This window comes from Petralouisia sp. (genome assembly GCF_056822245.1).
Genome location: NZ_JBQIOP010000004.1, coordinates 82685 through 104588, shown reverse-complemented (window position 1 = coordinate 104588; position 21904 = coordinate 82685). Strand labels below are relative to the sequence as shown.

The window sequence follows — 21904 nt, the reverse complement described above, 5'->3', positions numbered from 1 at the left end:
TCTGTACCTCCCTGAGTTCAAAATAATTGTGATTTTGATTTGTCTCTATGATAACAATAGAGCTGGGATTGTGCAAGGAGAGAATTTGAAAAATAAGGAGGAAAAGAATGAGCTTTTTACAACAATTTTTAGATAAGAAAAAAATATGCATTCAATGTCATAATAATCCGGATTCAGATACACTGGCTTCTGCCTATGGACTGTATTGTTTTTTTACTGACAGGGAAATTAAGACGGAGATTATTTACAGCGGTCCAAAAAAAATTGAGAAATACAATCTCCTTTACATGGTGGAGCATTGTGAGATTCCAATCCATCATGTGAATGAACTTCCTGAAACAGAACTTCTGCTAATTGTCGACAGTCAGTATGGGCAGGGAAATGTGGAGAAATTTAATGCGCCGGAGATTGCGGTGATCGATCATCATATATGCGTACAGGAAGAAAACAGCAGAACGTTGATTGCTCCTGAGTACCAAAGCTGTTCAACGATCATATGGGAACTGCTTGAAGAGGAAGGCTATCCGATCAAGAAGAACGAAAAGCTCTGTGTGGCTTTACTGTTTGGGTTATTTATAGATACCGCATCTTTTTATGATTTATATGGAGACAAGGACATAAAAATGAGGCTGGCACTCAGCGGCGAATATCCTGTATTTGACAGGTTAATCAAATCCTGTATGACAGTGGCAGAATTGGTAATTGCCAGCGATGCGATGTATAATCATTACTTTGAATACAGAAAAAAATTTGCCGTGGTGTCAGCCCTGAAATGCGATCAGTCCATACTTGGTATTATTGGGGATTTTGTGATTCAAGTGGATATTATTCTGGTAAATTTTGCTTATACGAAGATAAACGACGGATACCAGATATCCATAAGGAGCTGTGATAATAAAATATTGGCCAATGAGCTTGCCGCTTTTCTGTGTGAAGGAATCGGTTCGGGCGGAGGACATGCTCAGAAGGCCGGCGGCAGGATTTCCATAAAAAAATATGAAGATAAATACGGCGAAGAAGATTTTCAGGAATTTGTTATCCGGAAACTGAATGAGTACATACCAGATGCAGCAGAGTGAGGAATCGCTGTGCAATTAGGAGGAGAACATAATGATTTCTTTTGAAAATGATTATACCACAGGGGCGCATCCCCAAATACTGCAGCGTTTATCTGAGACAAATTTCCAGGCGGCCCCTGGATATGGGATGGACCCTTATTGTGAAAGCGCACGGGAGAAAATCAGAAATGCATGCGGCTGTCCCAGGGCCCAGGTATTTTTTCTGGTGGGAGGCACGCAGACCAATGCAGTAGTGATTTCTTCCATGCTGAAGGGGCATGAAGGAGTGATTGCTGCTGAAACAGGCCATATCAATGTGCATGAAGCCGGAGCCATTGAGTGCACCGGTCATAAGGTGCTTGCGCTGCCGGAGCATTCCGGAAAAATAGATCCGGGGGAACTGGAAGAACTGCTCCGGAAATTTTACCAGGATGAATCTTATGAACATATGGTGTTCCCTGGGATGGTGTATGTATCCCATCCAACAGAGTATGGGACGCTGTACCAGAAAAAAGAATTGGCCCGGATTGGAGAAATCTGCAGAAAATACCGTATGCCGCTGTTTTTAGACGGCGCGCGGCTGGGATATGGGCTGATGAGTAAAGAAAGTGATATGACCTTGCAGGATATTGCCGCCATCTGCGATGTATATTACATCGGAGGCACCAAGGTGGGGGCTCTGTGCGGGGAAGCAGTGGTATTTCCGGAGCAAAATGCGCCCAGGCATTTTCTCACCGCGGTAAAGCAGCATGGGGCTCTGTTGGCGAAGGGGCGGCTGTTGGGAATACAGTTTGACACCCTGTTTACAGATGATCTGTATCTGGAAATCGGCCGTCATGGGATAGAGATGGCAGAACGGCTGAAAACGCTTTTGAAAGAGAAGGGGTGTCCGTTTTACCTGGAATCTCCCACCAATCAGCAGTTTCTTATACTGAAGGACAGTCAGGCGGAGGAATTGAAGAAGCATGTGAGCTTCAGCGTTTGGGAGAAACTGGAGGAAGGACATACTGTGATCAGACTTGTCACAAGCTGGTCTACCAGACCGGAAGATATTGAAAGATTGGGGGAATTGCTGTAATATATTGACAGTATGAGAATAATATGACATAATAAATTAACCAAAAGGTTAATTTAAGTGAGGGGTCTTGAGTGAAAATAACGTATGCAAATGAGAAAGTAAAGAAATACTTTCAGGATTATAATAAGATGCAGAGAAAAATACCTTTTGAATGGGTGAGAACCATTAAGAAACATATGGTGCGGTTAGAAGCGGCAGAATGTTTTGGTGATTTTCTGAAATTGGGTTTGGGAAAACCGGAACAGTTAAAAGGATATAAACAAATTCGCTATTCTCTGCATGTGGCGCCCCATGTGAGACTGATGATTGAGCCAAACGCATCGCAGGATACCGTTATGATTTGCAGTGAAATAGAAATAGAAGGGGTGAGTGATTATCATGGCAGTACAGAAAACTGGTATATCCCATAATTTATTGATCCATCCAGGGGAAACTCTTGCTGAAGTTTTGGAAGAAAGAGAAATATCCCAGGCAGAACTCGCCGCAGGAACCGGGGTTTCGGCAGCTTATGTGAATAGTGTTATAAAAGGAAAAAAGGGTATTTCCGCAAAGTTTGCTATGGGATTGGAATATGTGCTGAATGTTCCAAAATCCTTTTGGCTGAATCTGCAGGCGAATTATGATTCAGAATTATTGGAACTGAATGAAGGTCAGACAATTGCAGAAGAAGAAAGATATGCAAGAAATGAATTGGCAGAAGTGGTAAAGTATTTACGTTTAAGAGAACTCATCCCAATGCGGGAGAAAAAAGATGATTCTATTTTGTCTCTGCGGAAAGCCCTTCAGATCAGCAATATTGCCAATCTGAAGAATATGGTTCCTGCCGGAGCTTTTCGAATGCCGTCTGAACAATCGGTGAATCCATATGTTCTTGGGGCCTGGGTGCGATTATGCCAGATTAAAGAAAGCCGGAAACTTTCCGCTTGCTTTGATATAAAGCAGACGGGAAAACTAATTGGGGAAATGAAACAGATTATGTTGCAAAATAACACAGGATTTCAAGATGAATTGAAAGAAACAATGGAAAACTATGGTATAGATTTTGCAATTGTGAAAAATTTCAGAGGCGCTCCGGTGCAGGGATATATTTCGCAAAAAAATGATGGGGCATTTCAGATGTTTTTGACAATCAGAGGGGCTTTTGCCGATATTTTTTGGTTTTCTTTGTTTCATGAACTGGGGCATATTGTCAATGGAGATATTGGAAAAGTTTCCAGGTTTGTAGACGATGGCAGTGACGGGGAAAAGGAACTTGCGGCAGATCGCTTTGCAAGGGATGCGTTGTTGGAGCCCGTAAGTTACAGGAAGTTTATCGAGAAAGGAGATTTTTCAATTGAAGCGGTTGAACATTACGCATCATCGCAGAATGTTATGCCATATATTGTTATCGGCAGGCTTCAAAAAGAAGAATATTTGGATTACCGAAGCTTTAGCAGTTACAAATTAAGATATAAGTGGGCAAAGCCAACAGCATAGTCAGAGAAACACATGATGATACCTGATACAAAAAGGGACTGCCATTTTTCCCCGCAGTCCCTTTTTATAATATAGAATTTAGAAATCAGTCAAATCAGCAGCTCTTCTTTCCAGGAAAGCAGTCATGCCTTCTGTTTTGTCATGGGTGGAGCAGGTAATACCGAACAGATTTGCTTCCATTTCCACTGCATTCTTGATATCCATGTCATAGCCGTTGTTGATGGCAGCCTTTGCAATAGAAACAGCGTAGCTTCCCTTGGAGATAATCTTGGAAGCCATTTTCTTAGCGGTATCCATCAGTTCTTCTTTGGCAACAACTTTGTTTACCAGGCCGATTCTGTATGCTTCTGCCGCGTCAATGTTGTCGCAGGTGAAAATCAGTTCTTTGGCGCGTCCCATACCAACCAGACGGGCAAGTCTCTGTGTTCCGCCAAAGCCCGGGATAATGCCGAGGCCGGTTTCCGGCTGAGCGAACGTAGCGTTTTCAGCAGCGATACGGATGTCGCATGCCATAGCGATTTCACATCCGCCGCCTAAAGCGAATCCGTTTACGGCAGCGATGGTTACCTGACGCATATTCATCAGCTTGAAGAACGGCTCAGCAGCTCTCATACCGAAAGCCCTTGCTTCAGCAGCAGAGAAATTCACCATTTCAGCGATATCAGCGCCGGCTACGAAAGATTTGTACGGGTTGTCCTTCTTGTCCGGGCCGCCGGTTAAGATTACAACTTTAACATCGTCTCTTGCTTCGATTTCCGTTAATGCAGCATTCAGTTCATCCAATGTTTCACTGTTTAAGGCGTTCAATGCGCCTGGTCTGTTGATGGTTAAAACCGCAATCTGATCCGCTACGTCTAACTTTAAATTGTTCATGTGTAGAACCCTCCTGAAAATATGTAATATAATGGTTTCTTTGTACTTTAAATATATTACTTTGACAAAAATTTGTCAATAAGGAAAGCGAATTAAACTGAAGTTCCGCTGCGGAATTCAGAGGGAGTGCAGCCGTATTTTTTCTTAAACCGCCGGTTAAAATAAGAAAGGTTTTCAAATCCCGTTTCCCCGGCAATTGCCGCAATCGAGTCGGAGGAGGATAAAAGCATCCGGGCCGCCATGGTCAGCCGGTACTCGTTCAGATAATCCGTAAAGGAAATTCCCATGCTGCTGCGGAAGAATTTCATAAAATGGGATTCGCTGAATCCGCAGATTCTTGCAGCGTCGGAAATGGGAATTTTCTCATTGTAGCGGCTTTCCACATATTTCAGTATCTCTTTCAGACGATCCAGGGATTTGCTGCTGCTTCTGGGCGGCGGGGCGTCTCCGGAAGAGATCAGGGCATAAAAAAATAAAAATAATTGCCCCTTTACGGCAAGCTGATAGCCGTTGGGGAAGGTTTTGCAGATTTCATCCATGGCCCCCAGACAGGAGGACAGGGCGGGATACAGGGGAGAATCCGGGGAAAAATAATTGGGAAACAAAAGCTGCCCCTGCACCAGAGGCAGGAGAAACTGCTTGCTGCAGTCGTCATTTTGCCCAGGGATCAGCATGGAGGGCTGGAAAATAATATTTTCGTATTCCATGGAGCAATCCTCAAACTGCTCGATGGAATGGAGCTGCCCCGGGGGAACGATGATAATATCTCCGCCTTGCACTGAAAAAGGCATCAGATCAACGGTAATCCGTCCCCGCCCCTTTTTAATATAGATGATTTCCATATCATTGTGCCAGTGAAGAGGCACCACACAAAAGTCCAGAGGAATGCTGCAGAGATAGATATTAAAGGGAAAATGGCCTTGTCCGTGGGATTTCAATTCCTGTGTGTTTTCATATTCCAATATATTCATGGCTGTGTCCTTTTTCTTTTTTGATAGTATTGTACTATATTTTGCCATCATACTGCAAGAAAAATCAGAAACAAGAGGTTATACTATGCCTTAAGGCACCGATGATAGCATGGATAGCCATGCGGCCCGCTGGAAGGCAGGCTGAGCATGATGTGGGTTTATTTGAGAACTCAGAAGAGTCAGGAGGAGATAACATGAGTGTCAATGTAAGAGAATTACTGGAACAGAAATGCTGCAACAACATTGCAGCCTGCACCGATGAACAGATTTATTACGGGCTTTTGGGAATCGTGAAAGATCTGGCTAAAGAGAAAGAAAGCAACGAAGGAAAGAAAAAAATTTACTATATTTCAGCAGAATTTCTGATTGGAAAGCTGCTTTCCAACAATTTAATTAACCTGGGAATTTATGACGAAGTGGCAGAACTGCTGAAACAGTGCGGCAAGGACATCAATCTGGTGGAGCAGGTGGAGCCGGAGCCGTCTCTTGGAAACGGCGGTCTGGGACGTCTGGCAGCATGTTTTCTGGATTCCATGGCAACTTTGGGAATGAACGGAGACGGAATCGGGTTAAATTATCATTTCGGCCTGTTTTTACAGACGTTTGAAAACCGTCTGCAGAAAGAAAATAAAAATCCCTGGCTGCAGCCTGAGAGCTGGCTTACCAGAACGGATGTTGTATATCCAATTCAGTTCGGCGGATTTACCGTCTGGTCCAGAATGTATGACCTGGATGTTACGGGATTTGAAAACAGAACCAATAAGCTGCATTTGTTCGATATTGAAACAGTGGATGAAAGTCTGGTGGGAGAGGGAATCAATTTTAACAAAGGGGATATTATGAAGAACCTGACGCTGTTCTTATATCCGGACGATTCCGACGACGCAGGAAGGCTGCTGCGGGTATATCAGCAGTATTTTATGGTGAGCAACGCGGCAAGGCTGATTCTGTCAGAGTGCGAGGCAAAGGGCTGCAAACTGTATGATCTGCCGGATTATGCGGCAATTCAGATTAACGACACCCATCCCAGTATGGTGATTCCTGAGTTGATCCGTCTGCTGATGGAACGGGGAATCCGTATGGGCGACGCCATTGACATTGTATCCAAAACCTGTGCATACACCAACCATACAATCCTGGCAGAAGCGTTGGAAAAATGGCCCATGGATTATCTGAATCAGGCAGTTCCCCAGCTGATGCCCATTATCCGCGAACTGGACACCATTGTAAAAGATAAATTCCAGGACAAATCCGTGGCAATTATCGACGACTCCAACCGTGTGCATATGGCGCATATGGACATTCACTACGGTTACAGCGTCAATGGCGTGGCATACCTGCACACAGAAATTTTAAAGAAAAACGAACTGAATCATTTCTATCGGATTTATCCGGAGAAATTCAATAATAAGACCAACGGAATTACCTTCCGCCGCTGGCTGATGCACTGCAACAAAGGGCTGAGCCGCTATCTGGATCAAATCATCGGAACAGGCTGGCATAAAAATGCAGAGGAACTGGAGAAGCTTCTGGCATTTGCAGACGACAAGGCGGTACTGGAACAATTCCTGAACATCAAACAGGAGAATAAGAAACATCTGGCTGCATACCTGAAAGAGTATCAGGGAGTGGAAATTGATGAAAATTCCATTTTCGACATTCAGATTAAGCGGCTTCATGAGTACAAACGCCAGCAGATGAATGCATTGTATGTGATTCACAAATATCTGGAGATTAAAAAAGGCAAAAAGCCTGCCACGCCCATTACCGTTATTTTCGGCGCAAAAGCAGCGCCGGCCTATGTAATTGCAAAAGATATCATTCATTTGATTTTGTGCCTGCAGGAGCTGATCAACCATGATCCGGAGGTGAGCCCTTACCTGAAAGTGGTTATGGTGGAAAACTATAATGTGACCAATGCGGAAAAACTGATTCCCGCCTGCGACATTTCCGAGCAGATTTCCTTAGCTTCCAAAGAAGCTTCCGGAACCGGAAATATGAAGTTTATGTTAAACGGCGCGGTAACTCTGGGCACCATGGACGGCGCCAATGTGGAAATTGCCGATTTGGTGGGCAAAGAGAATATCTATATTTTCGGCGAAAGCTCTGACACAGTCATTGAGCATTATGAGAAGGCAGACTATGTATCAAGGAAATTTTACGAGGAAAATAAAGACATTCAGGAAGCAATGGATTTTATGATCAGCGAAGAAATGATGAAGGTGGGACACAGAGAACACCTGGAGCGTCTGTATTATGAACTGCTGAACAAAGACTGGTTTATGACCTTGTTAGATTATGAAGATTATGCGGCGAAGAAAGAAGAAATGTACAAGGATTATGAAAACAGAACCGCATGGGCAAAGAAGATGCTTGTGAACACAGCAAAGGCAGGATTTTTCTCCTCCGATCGGACCATTGCGGAATATGACAAGGATATCTGGAAATTAAAATAACAAAACTCTAAAGTAAAAACGAATCCCCTGAATCGAAATATGATTTGGGGGATTTTTAGGTGGAAAAAACTCCCGGGATATGGTATCATTTTCCAAGATGAAAAGAAAGCAGAGGAGTCAATTATGAGAAAATTTAAGAAAAAACACAGGATATCTTATTCTGCATATTTTTTTGTACAGATTTTATGCGTACTTCTGGCTCTGTTTGATATAACGGTAACGTGTGTTTCCACCTATGAAATCCTGGAAGAAAATGTGGAGCACCAGCTTGAACTGACAGAAGGCAAAATTGCAGAATATATGAACAACGTATGGAATCTGGCAGGCTCCATTGCCAGTAATCATGAAATGTGGGATATGGATTATTCCCTGGAGGAAAATGTCAAGAAGCTGATTTCCTTTTCCAGGCAGTATGATTTGTATTCCGTGGGAATTGCCAAAACCAACGGCGAATTTGCAGATACCAACGGCGGCGGAATCATCGACATCAGCCATGAACCGCAGTTTCAGGAGGTTAAGACCCGGCAGCAGGATATGCTGACCGATATTTACCGGGCAGCCCAGAAGGGAAATCCGGAGGTGTTTACTATCTGGAAGTCCGCCTTTGACGAGGAGACAAAAGAGTGGGCCGGAGCGGTGGAAATTACCGTGTTTGCCGACTATATGCAGGAAATTGTGGAGGGAGATTCTCTGGATGGAAAATATTACTTCTGTATGTATGACAGTGAGCTGAATGCTTCCGCCCATGCGGATATTACAGCCAAGGGCCAGAGTCTGGAGGAGAACTATCGGTCAAACGTCTGGGTCAGCAGGAATTTGGAGGAGATCCGCTCTGCCCTGATTCGTCAGCAGAAAATATCCTATTGGAAGTTTTATAAAGGAAAAATCCAATTCTGCATTCTGCTCCCTGTGGAGAATACCAACTGGAGTCTGTCGATCCGAACGGATGTGGTGAAATGTTACCAGGCGCCCCTGCTTGCGCTGTTAAGCAAAGTGCTGGTGTATCTGGTGGCCATTATTCTGTTTTGGTGGAAGGGAAGCCGGGAGGAGCGGCGGTTTCAGTCTACCTTCAGCTGGATGACAGATACTGTGAACGAGGTATTTATTCTGCAGAATGCAGAAACCAGTGAAATGGAATATATCAGCAACAATATAGAGCGGGTGTTGGGATATTCCCCAAAAGAAAACTGCGGAAAGCAGGAGTTTATGAACCAATGGCTGCTGAAGAATGACATAGATCTTGAGAAGCTGCTTCACAGCCAGGATTACCAGTTCCAACGGAAAATTGTCAATCCCTGTAGCAGAGAGGAACAGGAATTTGACATACATATCTATGTAAGAAACGGGAAAACCGGCAATTACCGGATTGTGGTGATTACAGATAATACCAGAGAATTAAAGCGGAAAGAAGCCTTGGAGACTTCTCTGATTCAGGTGAAAAATGCGAGCAAGGCCAAAAGTATGTTTTTGTCCAATATGAGCCATGACATCCGTACGCCCATGAACGCTATTGTGGGTATGACCACCATTGCCAAAATGAATCTGGATAATCCAAACCGGCTGAAAGACTGCATCCACAAGATAGAGCTGTCCTCCATGCATTTGAAGAGCCTGATTAATGATGTATTGGATATGTCCAGAATTGAGAGCGGTAAAGTTATGCTGAACGAAGAGCCCTTTAATCTGGTTGCCATGCTGCATGAGGTGGAGGCGGTGATCCAGGTGCAGGCGGAGGCCAAGAAACAGGAATGGTCGGTGAATCTGTCAGATATCTCCCATGAAATGGTAGTTTCGGATAAGCTGCGGATACAGCAGATTTTGACAAACGTACTGGGGAATGCTGTGAAATTCACCCCGGAAGGCGGCCAGATCAAGCTGTCTGTGGAGGAAAAGGAAAGTCAGAACAAAGAAGTGAGATATTATGAATTCTACTGTATGGATAACGGCATTGGAATGTCAAAGGAGATGCAGGAGAAGGTTTTTGTGCCCTTTGAGCGGGAAGAAGGGAAAAAGACAGACGGAATCGAAGGCACCGGGCTGGGTATGGCAATTACGAAAAATATTGTGGATATGATGCATGGAACCATTGACATTATCAGCAGTCCGGGCGCAGGAAGCACATTTATCATACGGATTCCCATGCAGAACGAGAAAGACGGCGCAGATCTGGAAGCTGAGGAAATTTCCGGTCCGGCAGAACCGGTTTGCTTCAAAGAAGGGCAGGTGCGGATTCTTCTGGTGGAGGACAATGAGCTTAATATGGAAATTGCAAAAGAGCTGCTGGGGATTACCGGAGCGGAAATTGAAATGGCCTGGGACGGCAAAGAGGGACTGGAGCAATTTGCAGAGCATCCGGCAGATTATTACGATATCATTTTAACCGATGTGCAGATGCCGGAAATGAACGGATATGAGATGGCTCAGGCCATCCGGGCCATGAACCGGGAGGACGCAAAGAAAATTCCCGTAGTTGCGATGACTGCAAATGCTTTTTCCAGTGACGTGCTCAAAGCCCGTCAGGCAGGTATGAATGCCCATATTTCCAAACCCATTGATTTAAAGGATGTATACGGCGTACTGCGCAAATGGGTATCTTCGGAGAAGCAGGAAGAGGTATGAAATGAAATATAAACAGATTATACAGGGGCGTTTCTTAGAACGCCCCAATCGCTTTATTGCAATGGCAGAAATCAATGGAAGGATTGAGAAATGCCATGTGAAAAATACCGGAAGATGCCGGGAGCTTCTGATTCCAGGAGCTGAGATCTGGCTGGAGAGAAGTTCTAATCTCAACCGGAAAACCGCATATGATTTGGTGGCTGTCAGCAAGCAGGGACAGATGATTAATATGGATTCCCAGGCGCCCAATCAGGTAGTGCGGGAATGGTTGGAGCAGGAAATTGCAGGAGCCAATGAGCCGGGAGCTGCCTGCCCGATTTCCGATATTGTCTGTATCAGACCGGAATATAAGTACGGAGATTCCAGAATTGATTTTTATGGGGAAGCAGGCAGAGGCGGTGAGCGGAAATTTCTGATAGAAGTAAAGGGGGTCACTCTGGAAGAAGAAGGCATTGCCCGATTTCCGGACGCGCCTACAGAACGGGGCGTTAAGCATATGCAGGAGTTGGAAAAAGCGGTCAGAGCAGGCTATGAAGCATGGATTCTGTTTGTGATTCAGATGAAAGGAATCCGGCAGTTTGAGCCGAATCAAAGCACACATCCCCAATTTGGGGAAACGCTGCGCCAGGTGCAGCAGGCCGGGGTGGGAGTTCTGGCTTATGACTGCCTGGTAACAGAAGATGAAATAAAACTGGATCAGCCGGTGGAGATCAGATTATAACAAACGGCCCCAGTCCTTTTTGAATCTTAGAAAGGACTGGGGCTGTTTGTTATTTTTCTTCTTCAGAAGGTTCCGGAAGCCGGATAAAAATCTTGTGAATCCGGTTCTTTTCCATATCCTCCACACGGAAATAAATGTTTTCTTCTGTGGTAATGGATTCTCCCACGGTAGGCAGGTGATCCAACAGTCCAATCAGATAACCTCCAATGGAATCATAGTCCTCGGAAACCAGCTCCAGATTCATTCTGTCATGCAGATCATTGAGATTGGTAGAGCCCTGCACCATATATTCCAGTTCGTTGATTTTCTGAATGGGATCTTCTTCATCCATGTCGTATTCGTCGCGGATTTCTCCCACAATTTCTTCCAACAGGTCCTCTAATGTGATTAATCCGGCAGTTGCGCCGTATTCATCCAGGACAATTGCGATATTAATAGAAGATTTGCGCATTTCCAGAAGAAGCTCGGCGGTATTCTTGTGTTCGTAGGTGTAGTAGGGCTTGCGGAGGATATTCCGGATGGAAAACTGATCCTTATCCTCGTATAACAGTAAATCCTTCATGTTGATAATGCCCACCACATTGTCTGTGGAATCTTCATAAACCGGAAGCCGGGTGAATTTGTCCTCCCGGAAGATTTCCAGAAGTTCATAATAGGTGCTGTTAATGTCAGCAAAAGTCATATCAATCCGGGGCACCATGACTTCTCTGGCTTGGGCGTCTCCGAAATCAAATACATTATTGATCATTTCCCGTTCTTCTGTTTCAATGACCCCTTCTTCATGGCTCACATCCACAATGGTGCGCAGTTCGTCCTCTGTCATGGTGTTCTGGGCGCCGGAGGCGTCCACACGCAGCAGAATCAGAAAGCCGAGAGCCAGTTTATTGATAATGTAAATTGCGGGAGTCAGTAATTTCATCAGCCAGCCAATCACTCCTGCATAAGCCAGTGAAATCTTGTCAGAATGAATGGTGGCAAAAGTTTTCGGCGAAATCTCACCGAAAATAAGCACCAGCAGCGTTAATATTCCGGTTGCAATTCCGGCTCCTGCATTTCCAAAAATCTTTGTAGCCAAAGTTGTAGCAAGCGAGGCTGATGACAAGTTCACAATATTGTTTCCAATCAGGATGGCGCTGAGCATTTTCCCTGAGTCATCGGTAATCTCCAGAACCTTTCTGGCCCGTTTATTGCCCTCCTCCGCCATGCTTCTCAAGCGGATTTTGTTGGAAGTTGTCAAAGCAGTCTCTGCGGAAGAAAAAAATGCAGATAACATGAGTAAAATAATAATAATAATTAATTGTATGACGTCACCTGAGTCCAAGTACATCTCTCCTTTCCCTTCCTTAATATAACGGAAACAGGAGAAATTTGCAAGAAGTTCCAGGAAGTTTAGGGAAATTTTAGAAAAAACTCTTGTAATAGTTTCAGGAATGGCAGAATAAAATGACAGTGAAAGGGACATCCACAGGAGGGAGGAAAAGGGATGGAAAAGAAATTGCGGAGGCCGCCCGTCAAAGGCCAGGGAGAAAGCAAACCGGCAGTTTCCCTGTTATCCATATTGAAAATTCTGCTTACCATGTATATGGTTACGGGGATTATGCTGCTGATCCTGTCCGCCATGCTTTATAAGATGCAGCTCAGTGAAAGCGTGGTTTCCATAGGAATTGTGCTGATTTATGTGATATCCGGACTTTTGGGGGGCTTTTTAAGCGGAAAAGTGATGAAGCGGAAGCGTTTTGTCTGGGGAATGGCGATGGGCGCATGTTATTTTCTGATTCTGGCATTGGGTTCCATTGTATTTCACAGGGGAATCAATATGGAAATGTCCAGATTTGCAACTACGCTGATTCTGTGCACTGCGTCGGGGATGATCGGCGGAATGGCAAGCTGAGGGGTTGTCGCACTAAGCAAAACATATACAAGATATAGTATAGAAGAACGTTTCAAACTAGCTATATCTTGTATCATTTTTCTTAATGCGGCAGCTTCTTTTTTTATTAATATTTTTTTAAGAAATTTATTGAGTTTTCCTTTTGAAATCATTATTATAATGTCTGTATCCTGAAACATAACACACTCTGGCAAGGACAAGGAGAAAAAGCCATGGAACAGCAGACTATTCTGGTGGTAGACGACAACAAAGAGATTGTATTTTCTCTGGGAAAACTTCTGGAATATGAAGGATACCGGATATTGAAAGCATATGACGGACTGGAGGCATTGGAAATCTTAAGGGAACATCCGGTGGATTTAATTCTGCTGGATGTGATGATGCCAAGGCTGAACGGGCTGTCAGCGCTGATGAAGATAAGAGAAACCAATAAAATTCCAGTGATTATCCTGTCTGCAAAGACAGAAGAAAGCGATAAGGTTTCCGGTCTTGTGATGGGAGCGGACGACTACATCGCCAAGCCCTACAATCCGGCAGAACTGACGGCGCGGGTGGCGGCCCAGCTCAGGCGTTATCATACCTGGGGCGGCAGCGCGCCCAAAGTCCAGGACGACATGATTGTCAACGGCAGCCTGGTATTGGACAAGAAAAGTAAAAAGCCATTGTGGACGGCACAGAAGTAAAGCTGACGGCCACGGAATATAAGATTGTGGAGCTTTTGATGGAGCATCCGGGCCAGGTATTTTCCGCAGAAAAGATTTATGAAAAGGTCTGGAAGGAGGCGGCAGCCTACACGGTAGAAAATACGGTGATGGTACATATCCGCCATATACGGGAAAAGATTGAGATAGACACAAAGAATCCAAAATATGTAAAGGTGGTGTGGGGCATTGGATATAAAATGGAAAAATACTGAGGCGGGCAGCAGAGTCCGGCAATGGATCAAAAAAATTCTGAAAAGAAATGAAATCTGGCTGGTTCCCGGAGCAGCGGGCTGTATCCTGGGATTTATGATGCTGTCGGATATTCTTTCCTACCGATATACGCCCACCAGTTACAATATTCAGGAAGGCTCCATAATGAACCTCTGCTTTGGGGCGGGCTTTACAGGCTTTTTGAAATTTATTCTGATTTATGGGAACCGTAACTGGAACGTCCAGTCAAAAAATTTTTTCCGGGAATGGGAGCAAAAACAGAGAAGATGGAAACTGATACTGGGAGGGATTGCAGCCGCGGCGCTGATTGCAGCCATTGTAAATTTCAATTTCAGGCTGAAGGATACCTGGATGTACGGCAACTTAAGCAGCGCCTATATTCCCCTTGGAACCGTGGGGATTCAGTGGATTGTCTGCAGCCTTATCCTGGATTCTTATATGAAAACCCAGTTAAAGCGGCATATGGAGAACCTGGAGCAGATTAATCAGAGAAGCTTAGAGGCGGCGCTGCGCAGCGAGCAGATGAAGGTGGATTTGATTTCCAATGTGTCCCATGATTTAAAGACGCCCCTCACTTCCATGGTGGGTTATCTGGAATTGATGAAAAAAGAGGAATTAAGCGATATACTGTCTGACTATATTGAAGTTCTCTCCCGAAAAGCCCAGAAATTAAAAGAAATGATAGACAGTCTTTTTGAGCTGGCTAAAACCAGCAGCGGCAATGTGGAATTGAACATGGAGCCCATGGAGCTGAACCGGCTGATTGAGCAGGTGAAAGCCGATATGGAGGACAGGATTGCAGAAAGCGGCCGGGAATTCGTGGTGATGCTTACAAAAGAACCGACGGATTTTACAGCAGACAGCGGCTATATGTACCGGATCTGCCAGAATTTACTGGAAAATGCATTGAAATATTCCCAGGAGCATACGAGAGTTTTCCTGAAAACACTGGTAACAGAGGACGGCTCAAAAGTCCGTTTTGAGATCACCAATACCGCAGGATATCCAATGGAATTTACCAAGGAACAGATTGTGGAGCGTTTTGCCAGAGGCGACGAATCCAGAACCACAGAAGGCAACGGCCTGGGACTTGCCATCGTAAACACCTACACAGCGGCCCTGGGCGGACAGTTTGACGTGCTCATTGACTGCGATCAATTCCGGGCAACCGTGGAATTTTTGAAATAATGCTTTTCATTCCACAAAAATTGTGATATACTTTGCCAAGAGGATTTACAATGAGGATTTACCATGAGGAGGGACCCGGCCCGAGATCTTGAAATAGCAAAAACAAAGAAAGCCGGGAGGAGCCCTGATGGTTATTCCCCCACAGCCTAAAACAAAGAAAGCCGGGAGGAGCCCTGATGGTTATTCCCCCACAGCCTAAAACAAAGGCCGGCATAAGGAACCCAGATGGTTATTCCCCTCTCCCCCTCTACATTCTCTTCAATAAAGTAAAAATAGAAAGGAAGTAATTCAAAATGAAACACGTAAAGACATTAAATACAAAAAGATTACAGAACACAGTAAAAAAAGGCGGCTGCGGAGAATGCCAGACCTCCTGCCAGTCTGCATGCAAGACAAGCTGCACGGTAGGAAACCAGAGCTGTGAGAACAGATAAAGAGTATTGGAACAGCATAAGAATGATACCAGACCGTTCGCATCAAACGAGCGGTCATTTGTGCGTTGTGCATGAGAAAGGGCAAAACCAGCGCAAAAGGATGGAAAGCGAGGAAACCGGCAGTGGTTCACCAGTATAAAAATAATGGTTACAACATCGTTTTGGATGTAAACAGCGGAGCCATACATATTGTGGATGATGTGACTTATGATGTGATTCCCCTGTTTGAAAAAAATACTGGGAAAGAAGAGATTGTCTCCCTTCTTTCTAAACGGTATCCAAAACAGGAGATTGAGGAAAGCTATGAAGAGGTGAAAACTCTTTCAGAGACGCAGCAGCTTTTCACCGCTGATGAATATGAAAATTACATGGAGCAGTTTAAGGACAGGCCCACAGTGGTAAAAGCATTGTGCCTGCATATTGCCCATGACTGCAATCTGGCCTGCCGCTACTGCTTTGCCGAAGAAGGGGAATATCATGGAAGAAGAGCCATGATGTCTTATGAAGTGGGGAAGGCGGCACTGGATTTTCTGATTGCATCGTCGGGAAACCGGCGGAATCTGGAAGTGGATTTTTTCGGCGGAGAGCCGTTAATGAACTTTGATGTGGTAAAGAAGCTGGTTGCATATGGAAGGGAGCAGGAGAAGATTCACAATAAGAATTTCCGGTTTACCCTGACAACCAACGGCGTACTGCTGAATGATGAGATTATGGAATTTGCCAATCAGGAAATGGCAAATGTGGTGTTAAGTATTGATGGAAGAAAAGAAGTCAATGACAGAATGCGTCCCTTTCGCAAAGGCGCAGGCAGTTACGATTTGATTGTGCCGAAGTTTCAGAAGTTTGCCGGAAGCAGAAACCAGGAAAAATATTATGTGCGGGGAACGTTCACCCACAATAATCTGGATTTTTCCTGGGATGTGCTTCATCTGGCGGATTTGGGATTTCAGCAGATTTCCGTAGAGCCTGTGGTGGCGCCGCCTTCTGAGGAATATGCGCTGCGCACAGAAGATCTGCCTCAGCTGTTTGAAGAATATGACAGGCTGGCGGCAGAAATGCTCCGGCGGCACAAAGAAGGAAATGATTTTAATTTCTTTCATTTTATGATAGATTTGGAGGGCGGCCCCTGTGTGGCAAAACGGCTTTCCGGCTGCGGTTCCGGAACAGAATATCTGGCTGTGACTCCCTGGGGGGACTTATATCCCTGCCATCAGTTTGTGGGAAATGAAGAGTTTCTCATGGGAAATGTTCTGGAAGGCGTGAAAAATACAGAACTGCAGAAGGAATTTAAACAATGCAACGTCTATGCAAAAGAAAACTGCAGGAACTGTTTTGCAAAATTTTACTGCAGCGGCGGCTGCGCGGCCAATTCCCATCATTTTCACGGAAGCATTACAGACACTTATGAAATTGGCTGTGAGCTTCAGAAAAAACGGATTGAATGCGCCATTATGATCAAAGCCGCGTTGGCAGAAGAGTAAAGTAAGAGAGGAAAAAATCATGAAGAAAAGTAAAGCTACAGGGATTTTGGCTCTGATTCTGGCAATCATGGTGGGCATGACCTGGTATGCAGGAACCATTATCTCAACGGTTGGCGTAGGAGAGAACCGTAATATTAAGCTGGGACTTGACCTTGCAGGCGGTGTCAGTATCACCTACAGGGCAGTGGACGAAAATCCCTCGGCAGAGGATATGAAGGATACGGTATACAAGCTGCAGAAGCGTGTGGAGGTGTACAGTACAGAGTCCACGGTATACCAGGAAGGAACAGACAGAATTAATATTGAAATTCCAGGCGTTTCTGATGCAAACGCCATATTGGAGGAACTGGGCAAGCCGGGTTCTCTGGAATTCCAGAATGAAGCCGGAGAGACTCTGGTGTCAGGAACGGATATTCAGAACGCCCAGGGCGGCACTTACACCGATAACATGGGAAACCGCCAGTTTGTGGTGGATCTGACCCTGACCGATGAAGGGGCGGAGAAATTCGCCAAAGCAACGGCCGACAATGTGGGAAAAACAATGCCTATCGTATATGACGGCCAGACCATCAGTGAACCTGGGGTGGATGAAGCCATTACCGGCGGAAAAGCCCAGATTACCCATATGGAAAGCTTTGAGGCTGCAGAAGAACTGGCTTCTATCATCCGCATCGGTTCTCTGTCTCTGGAGTTAGAGGAACTTCACTCCAAGGTAGTGGGGGCCCAGCTGGGAGAGGAAGCGATTTCCACCAGTTTGAAAGCGGCGCTTATCGGTCTGATTCTGGTTATGGTGTTTATGATTGTGATGTACCGTGCGCCGGGATTTACCGCCAGTCTTGCCCTTGTGCTTTATTCTGCGCTGACGGTATGGGCGCTGTGGATTTTTGATATTACACTGACCTTGCCGGGTATTGCAGGTATTATCCTGTCCATCGGTATGGCGGTGGATGCCAACGTCATTATTTTTGCCCGTATCCGGGAGGAAATCGGTGCAGGAAAGACCGTCAGCACGGCCATTAAGCTGGGATATGAAAAAGCCCTTTCTGCCATTGTGGACGGCAATATCACCACATTGATTGCAGCAGTGGTACTGGGCACCCGCGGCTCCGGTTCTGTCAAAGGCTTTGCCTACACATTGGGAATCGGTATTGTATTATCTATGTTTACCGCGTTGGTGGTGACACGCTGGCTGATGAAATGCTTCTATGCGCTGGGAGTGCAGGACGCTAAATTTTACGGTTCCACAACGGAACGCAAAACCATTCGTTTCCTGGGAAAACGCATGATATGCTTTGCTGTTTCAGGTCTGCTGATTCTGGCAGGAGTTGTGGGAATGGGCATCAATAATTCAAAAGACGGAAACATTCTCAACTACAGTCTGGACTTTGTAGGCGGAACCTCCACCACAGTGACGTTTAACGAAGATTATACCATCAATGAGATTGATGAAAACATTGTCCCGGTTGTGGAAGAGGTAACGGGAGATCCCAATGTCCAGACCCAGAAGATTGAGGGAACCAACCAGGTGGTAATCAAGACACGTTCTCTGGAGCTGGCAGAACGTGAAGCTCTGAACCAGGCGCTGATTGATAAATTCGGCGTCAGCGAGGACGGAATTACTGCTGAGAATATCAGCTCCACCGTAAGTAATGAGATGAAATCAGACGCAGTCTGGGCCGTAATTATAGCGACTATCTGTATGCTGATTTATATCTGGTTCCGGTTTAAGGATATCCGGTTTGCAGGCAGCGCGGTAATTGCCCTTCTGCACGACGTACTGGTGGTGCTTGCCTTTTATGCAGTGGCAAGGATTTCCGTGGGAAATACCTTTATTGCATGTATGCTGACCATTGTAGGTTACTCCATCAATGCCACCATCGTTATTTTTGACCGAATCCGGGAGAATCTGGGAGGAAGCAAGAAGAAAGATCCAGAAGCTCTGATGGAAATTGCAGACCGAAGCATTACCCAGACCTTGTCCAGAAGTATCAATACGTCACTGACCACATTTATTATGGTATTTGTGCTGTTTATTCTGGGAGTAAGCTCCATTCGGGAGTTTGCCCTGCCGTTGATGGCAGGCATTATCTGCGGCGGTTACTCTTCCGTATGCATTACAGGCGCGCTGTGGTATGTATTTAAAGTGAAATTTGCAAAAAAATAAAAACAGCAGATTCTCGGCACAGTCCAAATATCTGTAAAGGGAATCCTTAAAAGCTGTAAAAAGGCTTACAAGCCGAAAAAGAAAGCTGCCGGGAAATGAATTTACCTGCCCCATAGCGGGGGTTCATTTCCCGGCAGCTTTTTGCTGTAAGCCGGCTACTTATAAATAACAACCCTGTCCCCTGTGTAAATCCGGGTGCTTCCCTGAGGGATCAGGTTTTCCTCCTGCCGCTTGATCAGGGCAATCAGCAGATTTTCCGGAAGCTTTAGTTCCGCAATGGTTTTGCCGCACCAGGGATGACTGAGAGTAATCTGTATTTCCTTCAGCTTGCGGTCATTTTCACTGCGGTAGGCAGGCACGCTTAAGATGACGGTATCCTCTGCCAGAATTCTGGTGTTTCCTCTGGGAATGAGAGTTTCATTGTCCCGCTTAATCATCAGGGCCAGGGAGCCGGTGGGGAAGCAGACCTCCTGAACGATGCGGTTTTCCCAATTATGGCCCCTGGGGATGTACATCTGCATCAGCGTCAAATCCGAATCATCCTGATAGTCGTTGAAGGTTTTGCGGATATCGGAGTTGCGGTCTACCATATCCAGCTTTTCAGCGGCAAAAGGAAGCAGAGAGCCCTGAATGGCCACAGAAAGCATGGAAATAAAAAATACGATATGGAACAGGTCATGCTCCAGGCTTATGCCGCCGGCAATTACCATAATGGCAAATACAATGGAAGCGGCGCCCCTGAGTCCCGACCAGGAGATCAGGAGGCACTGCCGCAGAGAAGGCTTAAAGGGCAGCATAAAAAGGAATACCGCTATGGGCCTGGCTGCAAAGGTAAGGAAAAGGGCAATGGCCAGGGATGGGAGAAAAATATCCGGCAGCCGGTGGGGGAAGGATAAAAGTCCAAGCAAAAAGAAAATCAATATCTGGGCCAGTCCTGTAATCCCGTCAAAAAAGTGTACCAGCGTGATTTTATTGCTGATGGGGCTGTTTCCAAGAATAATTCCAGTCAGGTATACGCTTAAGTAGCCGTTTCCGCCGATTATGGTAGGAAGAGCGTAGGATAATAACGCCAGGGCAATTACAAAAACCGTATCCATTCCTTCTGATACAATATCTCCTTTCTGAAGCACGGCAATGCCTATGTATGCACTGGCAACGCCCACGGCGGCGCCGAATGTGATTTGAGTGAACAGCATAACCGGGATGGAAGTGCCGGTGTCTCCGGAAAGCATGGCAAGGGCAATCATGGTAAGCATATAAGCCATGGGGTCGTTGCTGCCGCTTTCTATTTCCAGAAGCGGGGCGGTGGAGTTCTTTAAGCTCAGGTTTTTGGACCGGAGAATGGAGAATACGGAAGCTGCGTCTGTGGAACTTAAGACAGAGCCTATCAGAAAACTTTCTGAATAAGAAAAATGTAAAATTTTGTAGCAGAAGAAACAGGTGAGCAAGGCAGTGACAATAACGCCGAAGGTGGAAAGGATGCCTGCTTTTACCGCCACAGGCCGGGCAGTCTGCCAGTTTGTGCCGAAGCCGCCGTAAAACATAATAAAAATCAATGCGACGGTACAGAGCTGTTCTGTCATGGTGTAATTGTTGAAAGAGATCTTAAAAAGTCCGTCAGAGCCGAATATCATGCCCAGAGCCATGAAACAGAGCAGGGCAGGCATACCGAATTTATTGGAAAAGCGGTTGGCGATGATACAGGAGAGGATGACGGCGCAGCATAAAAGTAACAGAATCGCCATGGAAACTTCCTCCTTTTTATTGTATTTGCAGGTATTGTTGTGAAGATTTCATGAATTTTTCAGAAGAAATAAGAGAAGCCGGAAACTTCCGGCCCCTCCCTTTTGAGTTTTTTATGAGTGTGTTTGGTTCATGATTATTCGGTTTCTGTTTCAGCTTTCTTTACGCCGGCCCAGTCATCGAATTTGTCCATAACGGCTTGATAAGTTTTCTGGGAAATATCCGGTAATTTGGAGCCCCATGCGCCGGTAGCGGCTTTAAAGCCTTTCTCAAAAGCGGCCCGCATTTCTTCTGCTTTGGAAGCGTCTCCGCCGGTTAAAGCCTTAGCGAATTCAAGGATACGATCAGAGGTCTGTTCTACGCCCCAGTATCCGTCCTCAGCGATGTCAGCCTGTGCCTGTGCTTTCACATCAGCGCTTACGGTAAACTTACCGCTGGCAAGGAATTTCCACATATCGTCAGCCTGGCCGATTTTCTGCCCCTGGCTGGTCATCATTTTTTCCACCAGGCTTCTCATCTGGGAAGTTCTGGCTTCTGCATCCTTCTTCAGACGGGCTACAATTTCATCTTTGGAATAGATGCCCTTGGTTGAAGAACTGGAGGATGTGCCTTTTTCGTATACAACGCCTTTGTTATCGGCGGTGTTCTTGGTAGTGTTTGTGTTCTCAGCAGCCTGTTTCTGCTGAACGGATGTACTGTTATAAGCGGCAGTACTGGTATTTACATTATTTACGCTGTTTACGCTCATAGTGTTGTCCCTCCTTGGCAAAAATTGATTTGGTTATCCGTAACCTGATGATACTACTCCGGCAGTTA

At 45.4% G+C, this 21904-nt stretch carries 17 protein-coding genes and 1 pseudogene; 13 read left to right on the top strand and 5 right to left on the bottom strand.

Annotation, left to right across the window (positions count from 1 at the left end):
* The first annotated feature begins 107 nt into the window (after nucleotides 1-107).
* From ACTO17_RS02980 to ACTO17_RS02965, 4 genes are all read left to right on the top strand, one after another.
* Complete coding sequence (locus ACTO17_RS02980; RefSeq protein WP_482556843.1) at nucleotides 108-1079, top strand: DHH family phosphoesterase; 972 nt, start codon at nucleotides 108-110, stop codon at nucleotides 1077-1079.
* A gap of 31 nt (nucleotides 1080-1110) precedes the next feature.
* Nucleotides 1111-2136: a threonine aldolase family protein gene (locus ACTO17_RS02975; protein WP_482556842.1), complete on the top strand. Its 1026-nt coding sequence runs from the start codon at nucleotides 1111-1113 to the stop codon at nucleotides 2134-2136.
* Between the two features lie 71 nt (nucleotides 2137-2207).
* Nucleotides 2208-2546, top strand: a complete 339-nt coding sequence (locus tag ACTO17_RS02970; RefSeq protein WP_482556841.1) for a hypothetical protein — start codon at nucleotides 2208-2210, stop codon at nucleotides 2544-2546.
* Nucleotides 2515-3612, top strand: a complete 1098-nt coding sequence (locus ACTO17_RS02965) for a HigA family addiction module antitoxin (RefSeq protein WP_482556840.1) — start codon at nucleotides 2515-2517, stop codon at nucleotides 3610-3612. The genes ACTO17_RS02970 and ACTO17_RS02965 overlap by 32 nt, the downstream gene beginning before the upstream one ends.
* A gap of 78 nt (nucleotides 3613-3690) precedes the next feature.
* Here ACTO17_RS02965 and ACTO17_RS02960 read toward each other — a convergent pair whose 3' ends face one another.
* Nucleotides 3691-4485 carry an enoyl-CoA hydratase-related protein gene (locus ACTO17_RS02960; protein WP_172539670.1) on the bottom strand — a complete coding sequence of 265 codons (795 nt, stop codon included), beginning with the start codon at nucleotides 4483-4485 and terminating at the stop codon, nucleotides 3691-3693.
* A 92-nt stretch (nucleotides 4486-4577) separates the two neighbouring features.
* A complete protein-coding gene (locus ACTO17_RS02955) occupies nucleotides 4578-5456 on the bottom strand; it encodes an AraC family transcriptional regulator (protein WP_482556839.1) in 879 nt (292 codons plus the stop codon).
* 194 nt (nucleotides 5457-5650) lie between these two features.
* Between ACTO17_RS02955 and ACTO17_RS02950 the strand changes: the two genes are divergently transcribed.
* The 3 genes from ACTO17_RS02950 to sfsA all read left to right on the top strand — a co-directional run bounded on the left by ACTO17_RS02950 (nucleotide 5651) and on the right by sfsA (nucleotide 11252).
* Nucleotides 5651-7912 (top strand): glycogen/starch/alpha-glucan phosphorylase, encoded by a 2262-nt coding sequence (locus ACTO17_RS02950; RefSeq protein ID WP_482556838.1) that lies wholly within the window; start codon nucleotides 5651-5653, stop codon nucleotides 7910-7912.
* 123 nt (nucleotides 7913-8035) lie between these two features.
* The gene (locus ACTO17_RS02945) at nucleotides 8036-10531 is read left to right on the top strand and encodes a hybrid sensor histidine kinase/response regulator (RefSeq protein ID WP_482556837.1); all 2496 of its coding nucleotides are present in this window, start codon (nucleotides 8036-8038) and stop codon (nucleotides 10529-10531) included.
* Between the two features lies 1 nt (nucleotide 10532).
* Nucleotides 10533-11252, top strand: a complete 720-nt coding sequence (gene sfsA / locus ACTO17_RS02940) for a DNA/RNA nuclease SfsA (RefSeq protein ID WP_482556836.1) — start codon at nucleotides 10533-10535, stop codon at nucleotides 11250-11252.
* Nucleotides 11253-11301: 49 nt separating this feature from the next.
* Here the strand turns inward: sfsA and ACTO17_RS02935 are convergent, their stop codons facing one another.
* Nucleotides 11302-12573: an HlyC/CorC family transporter gene (locus ACTO17_RS02935; RefSeq protein WP_482556835.1), complete on the bottom strand. Its 1272-nt coding sequence runs from the start codon at nucleotides 12571-12573 to the stop codon at nucleotides 11302-11304.
* 162 nt (nucleotides 12574-12735) lie between these two features.
* Between ACTO17_RS02935 and ACTO17_RS02930 the strand changes: the two genes are divergently transcribed.
* The 6 genes and pseudogenes from ACTO17_RS02930 to secD all read left to right on the top strand — a co-directional run bounded on the left by ACTO17_RS02930 (nucleotide 12736) and on the right by secD (nucleotide 19345).
* Nucleotides 12736-13143 carry a TIGR04086 family membrane protein gene (locus ACTO17_RS02930; protein WP_482556834.1) on the top strand — a complete coding sequence of 136 codons (408 nt, stop codon included), beginning with the start codon at nucleotides 12736-12738 and terminating at the stop codon, nucleotides 13141-13143.
* 212 nt (nucleotides 13144-13355) lie between these two features.
* Nucleotides 13356-14059, top strand: a pseudogene (locus tag ACTO17_RS02925) (response regulator transcription factor).
* Nucleotides 14034-15266, top strand: coding sequence for a sensor histidine kinase (locus ACTO17_RS02920; RefSeq protein ID WP_482556833.1), 1233 nt, complete (start codon nucleotides 14034-14036; stop codon nucleotides 15264-15266). Before ACTO17_RS02925 ends, ACTO17_RS02920 begins: the two are co-directional and overlap by 26 nt.
* A 293-nt stretch (nucleotides 15267-15559) precedes the next feature.
* Nucleotides 15560-15700 (top strand): six-cysteine ranthipeptide SCIFF, encoded by a 141-nt coding sequence (scfA, locus tag ACTO17_RS02915; protein WP_482556832.1) that lies wholly within the window; start codon nucleotides 15560-15562, stop codon nucleotides 15698-15700.
* A gap of 122 nt (nucleotides 15701-15822) precedes the next feature.
* Nucleotides 15823-17181, top strand: coding sequence for a thioether cross-link-forming SCIFF peptide maturase (scfB, locus tag ACTO17_RS02910; RefSeq protein ID WP_482556866.1), 1359 nt, complete (start codon nucleotides 15823-15825; stop codon nucleotides 17179-17181).
* Nucleotides 17182-17200: 19 nt separating this feature from the next.
* Nucleotides 17201-19345, top strand: coding sequence for a protein translocase subunit SecD (gene secD, locus ACTO17_RS02905; protein ID WP_482556831.1), 2145 nt, complete (start codon nucleotides 17201-17203; stop codon nucleotides 19343-19345).
* Between the two features lie 155 nt (nucleotides 19346-19500).
* Here secD and ACTO17_RS02900 read toward each other — a convergent pair whose 3' ends face one another.
* Both ACTO17_RS02900 and ACTO17_RS02895 read right to left on the bottom strand, forming a co-directional pair.
* A complete protein-coding gene (locus ACTO17_RS02900) occupies nucleotides 19501-21090 on the bottom strand; it encodes a potassium/proton antiporter (RefSeq protein WP_172536195.1) in 1590 nt (529 codons plus the stop codon).
* A gap of 134 nt (nucleotides 21091-21224) precedes the next feature.
* Nucleotides 21225-21836, bottom strand: coding sequence for a hypothetical protein (locus ACTO17_RS02895; RefSeq protein ID WP_172536194.1), 612 nt, complete (start codon nucleotides 21834-21836; stop codon nucleotides 21225-21227).
* Between the last annotated feature and the right edge of the window lie 68 nt (nucleotides 21837-21904).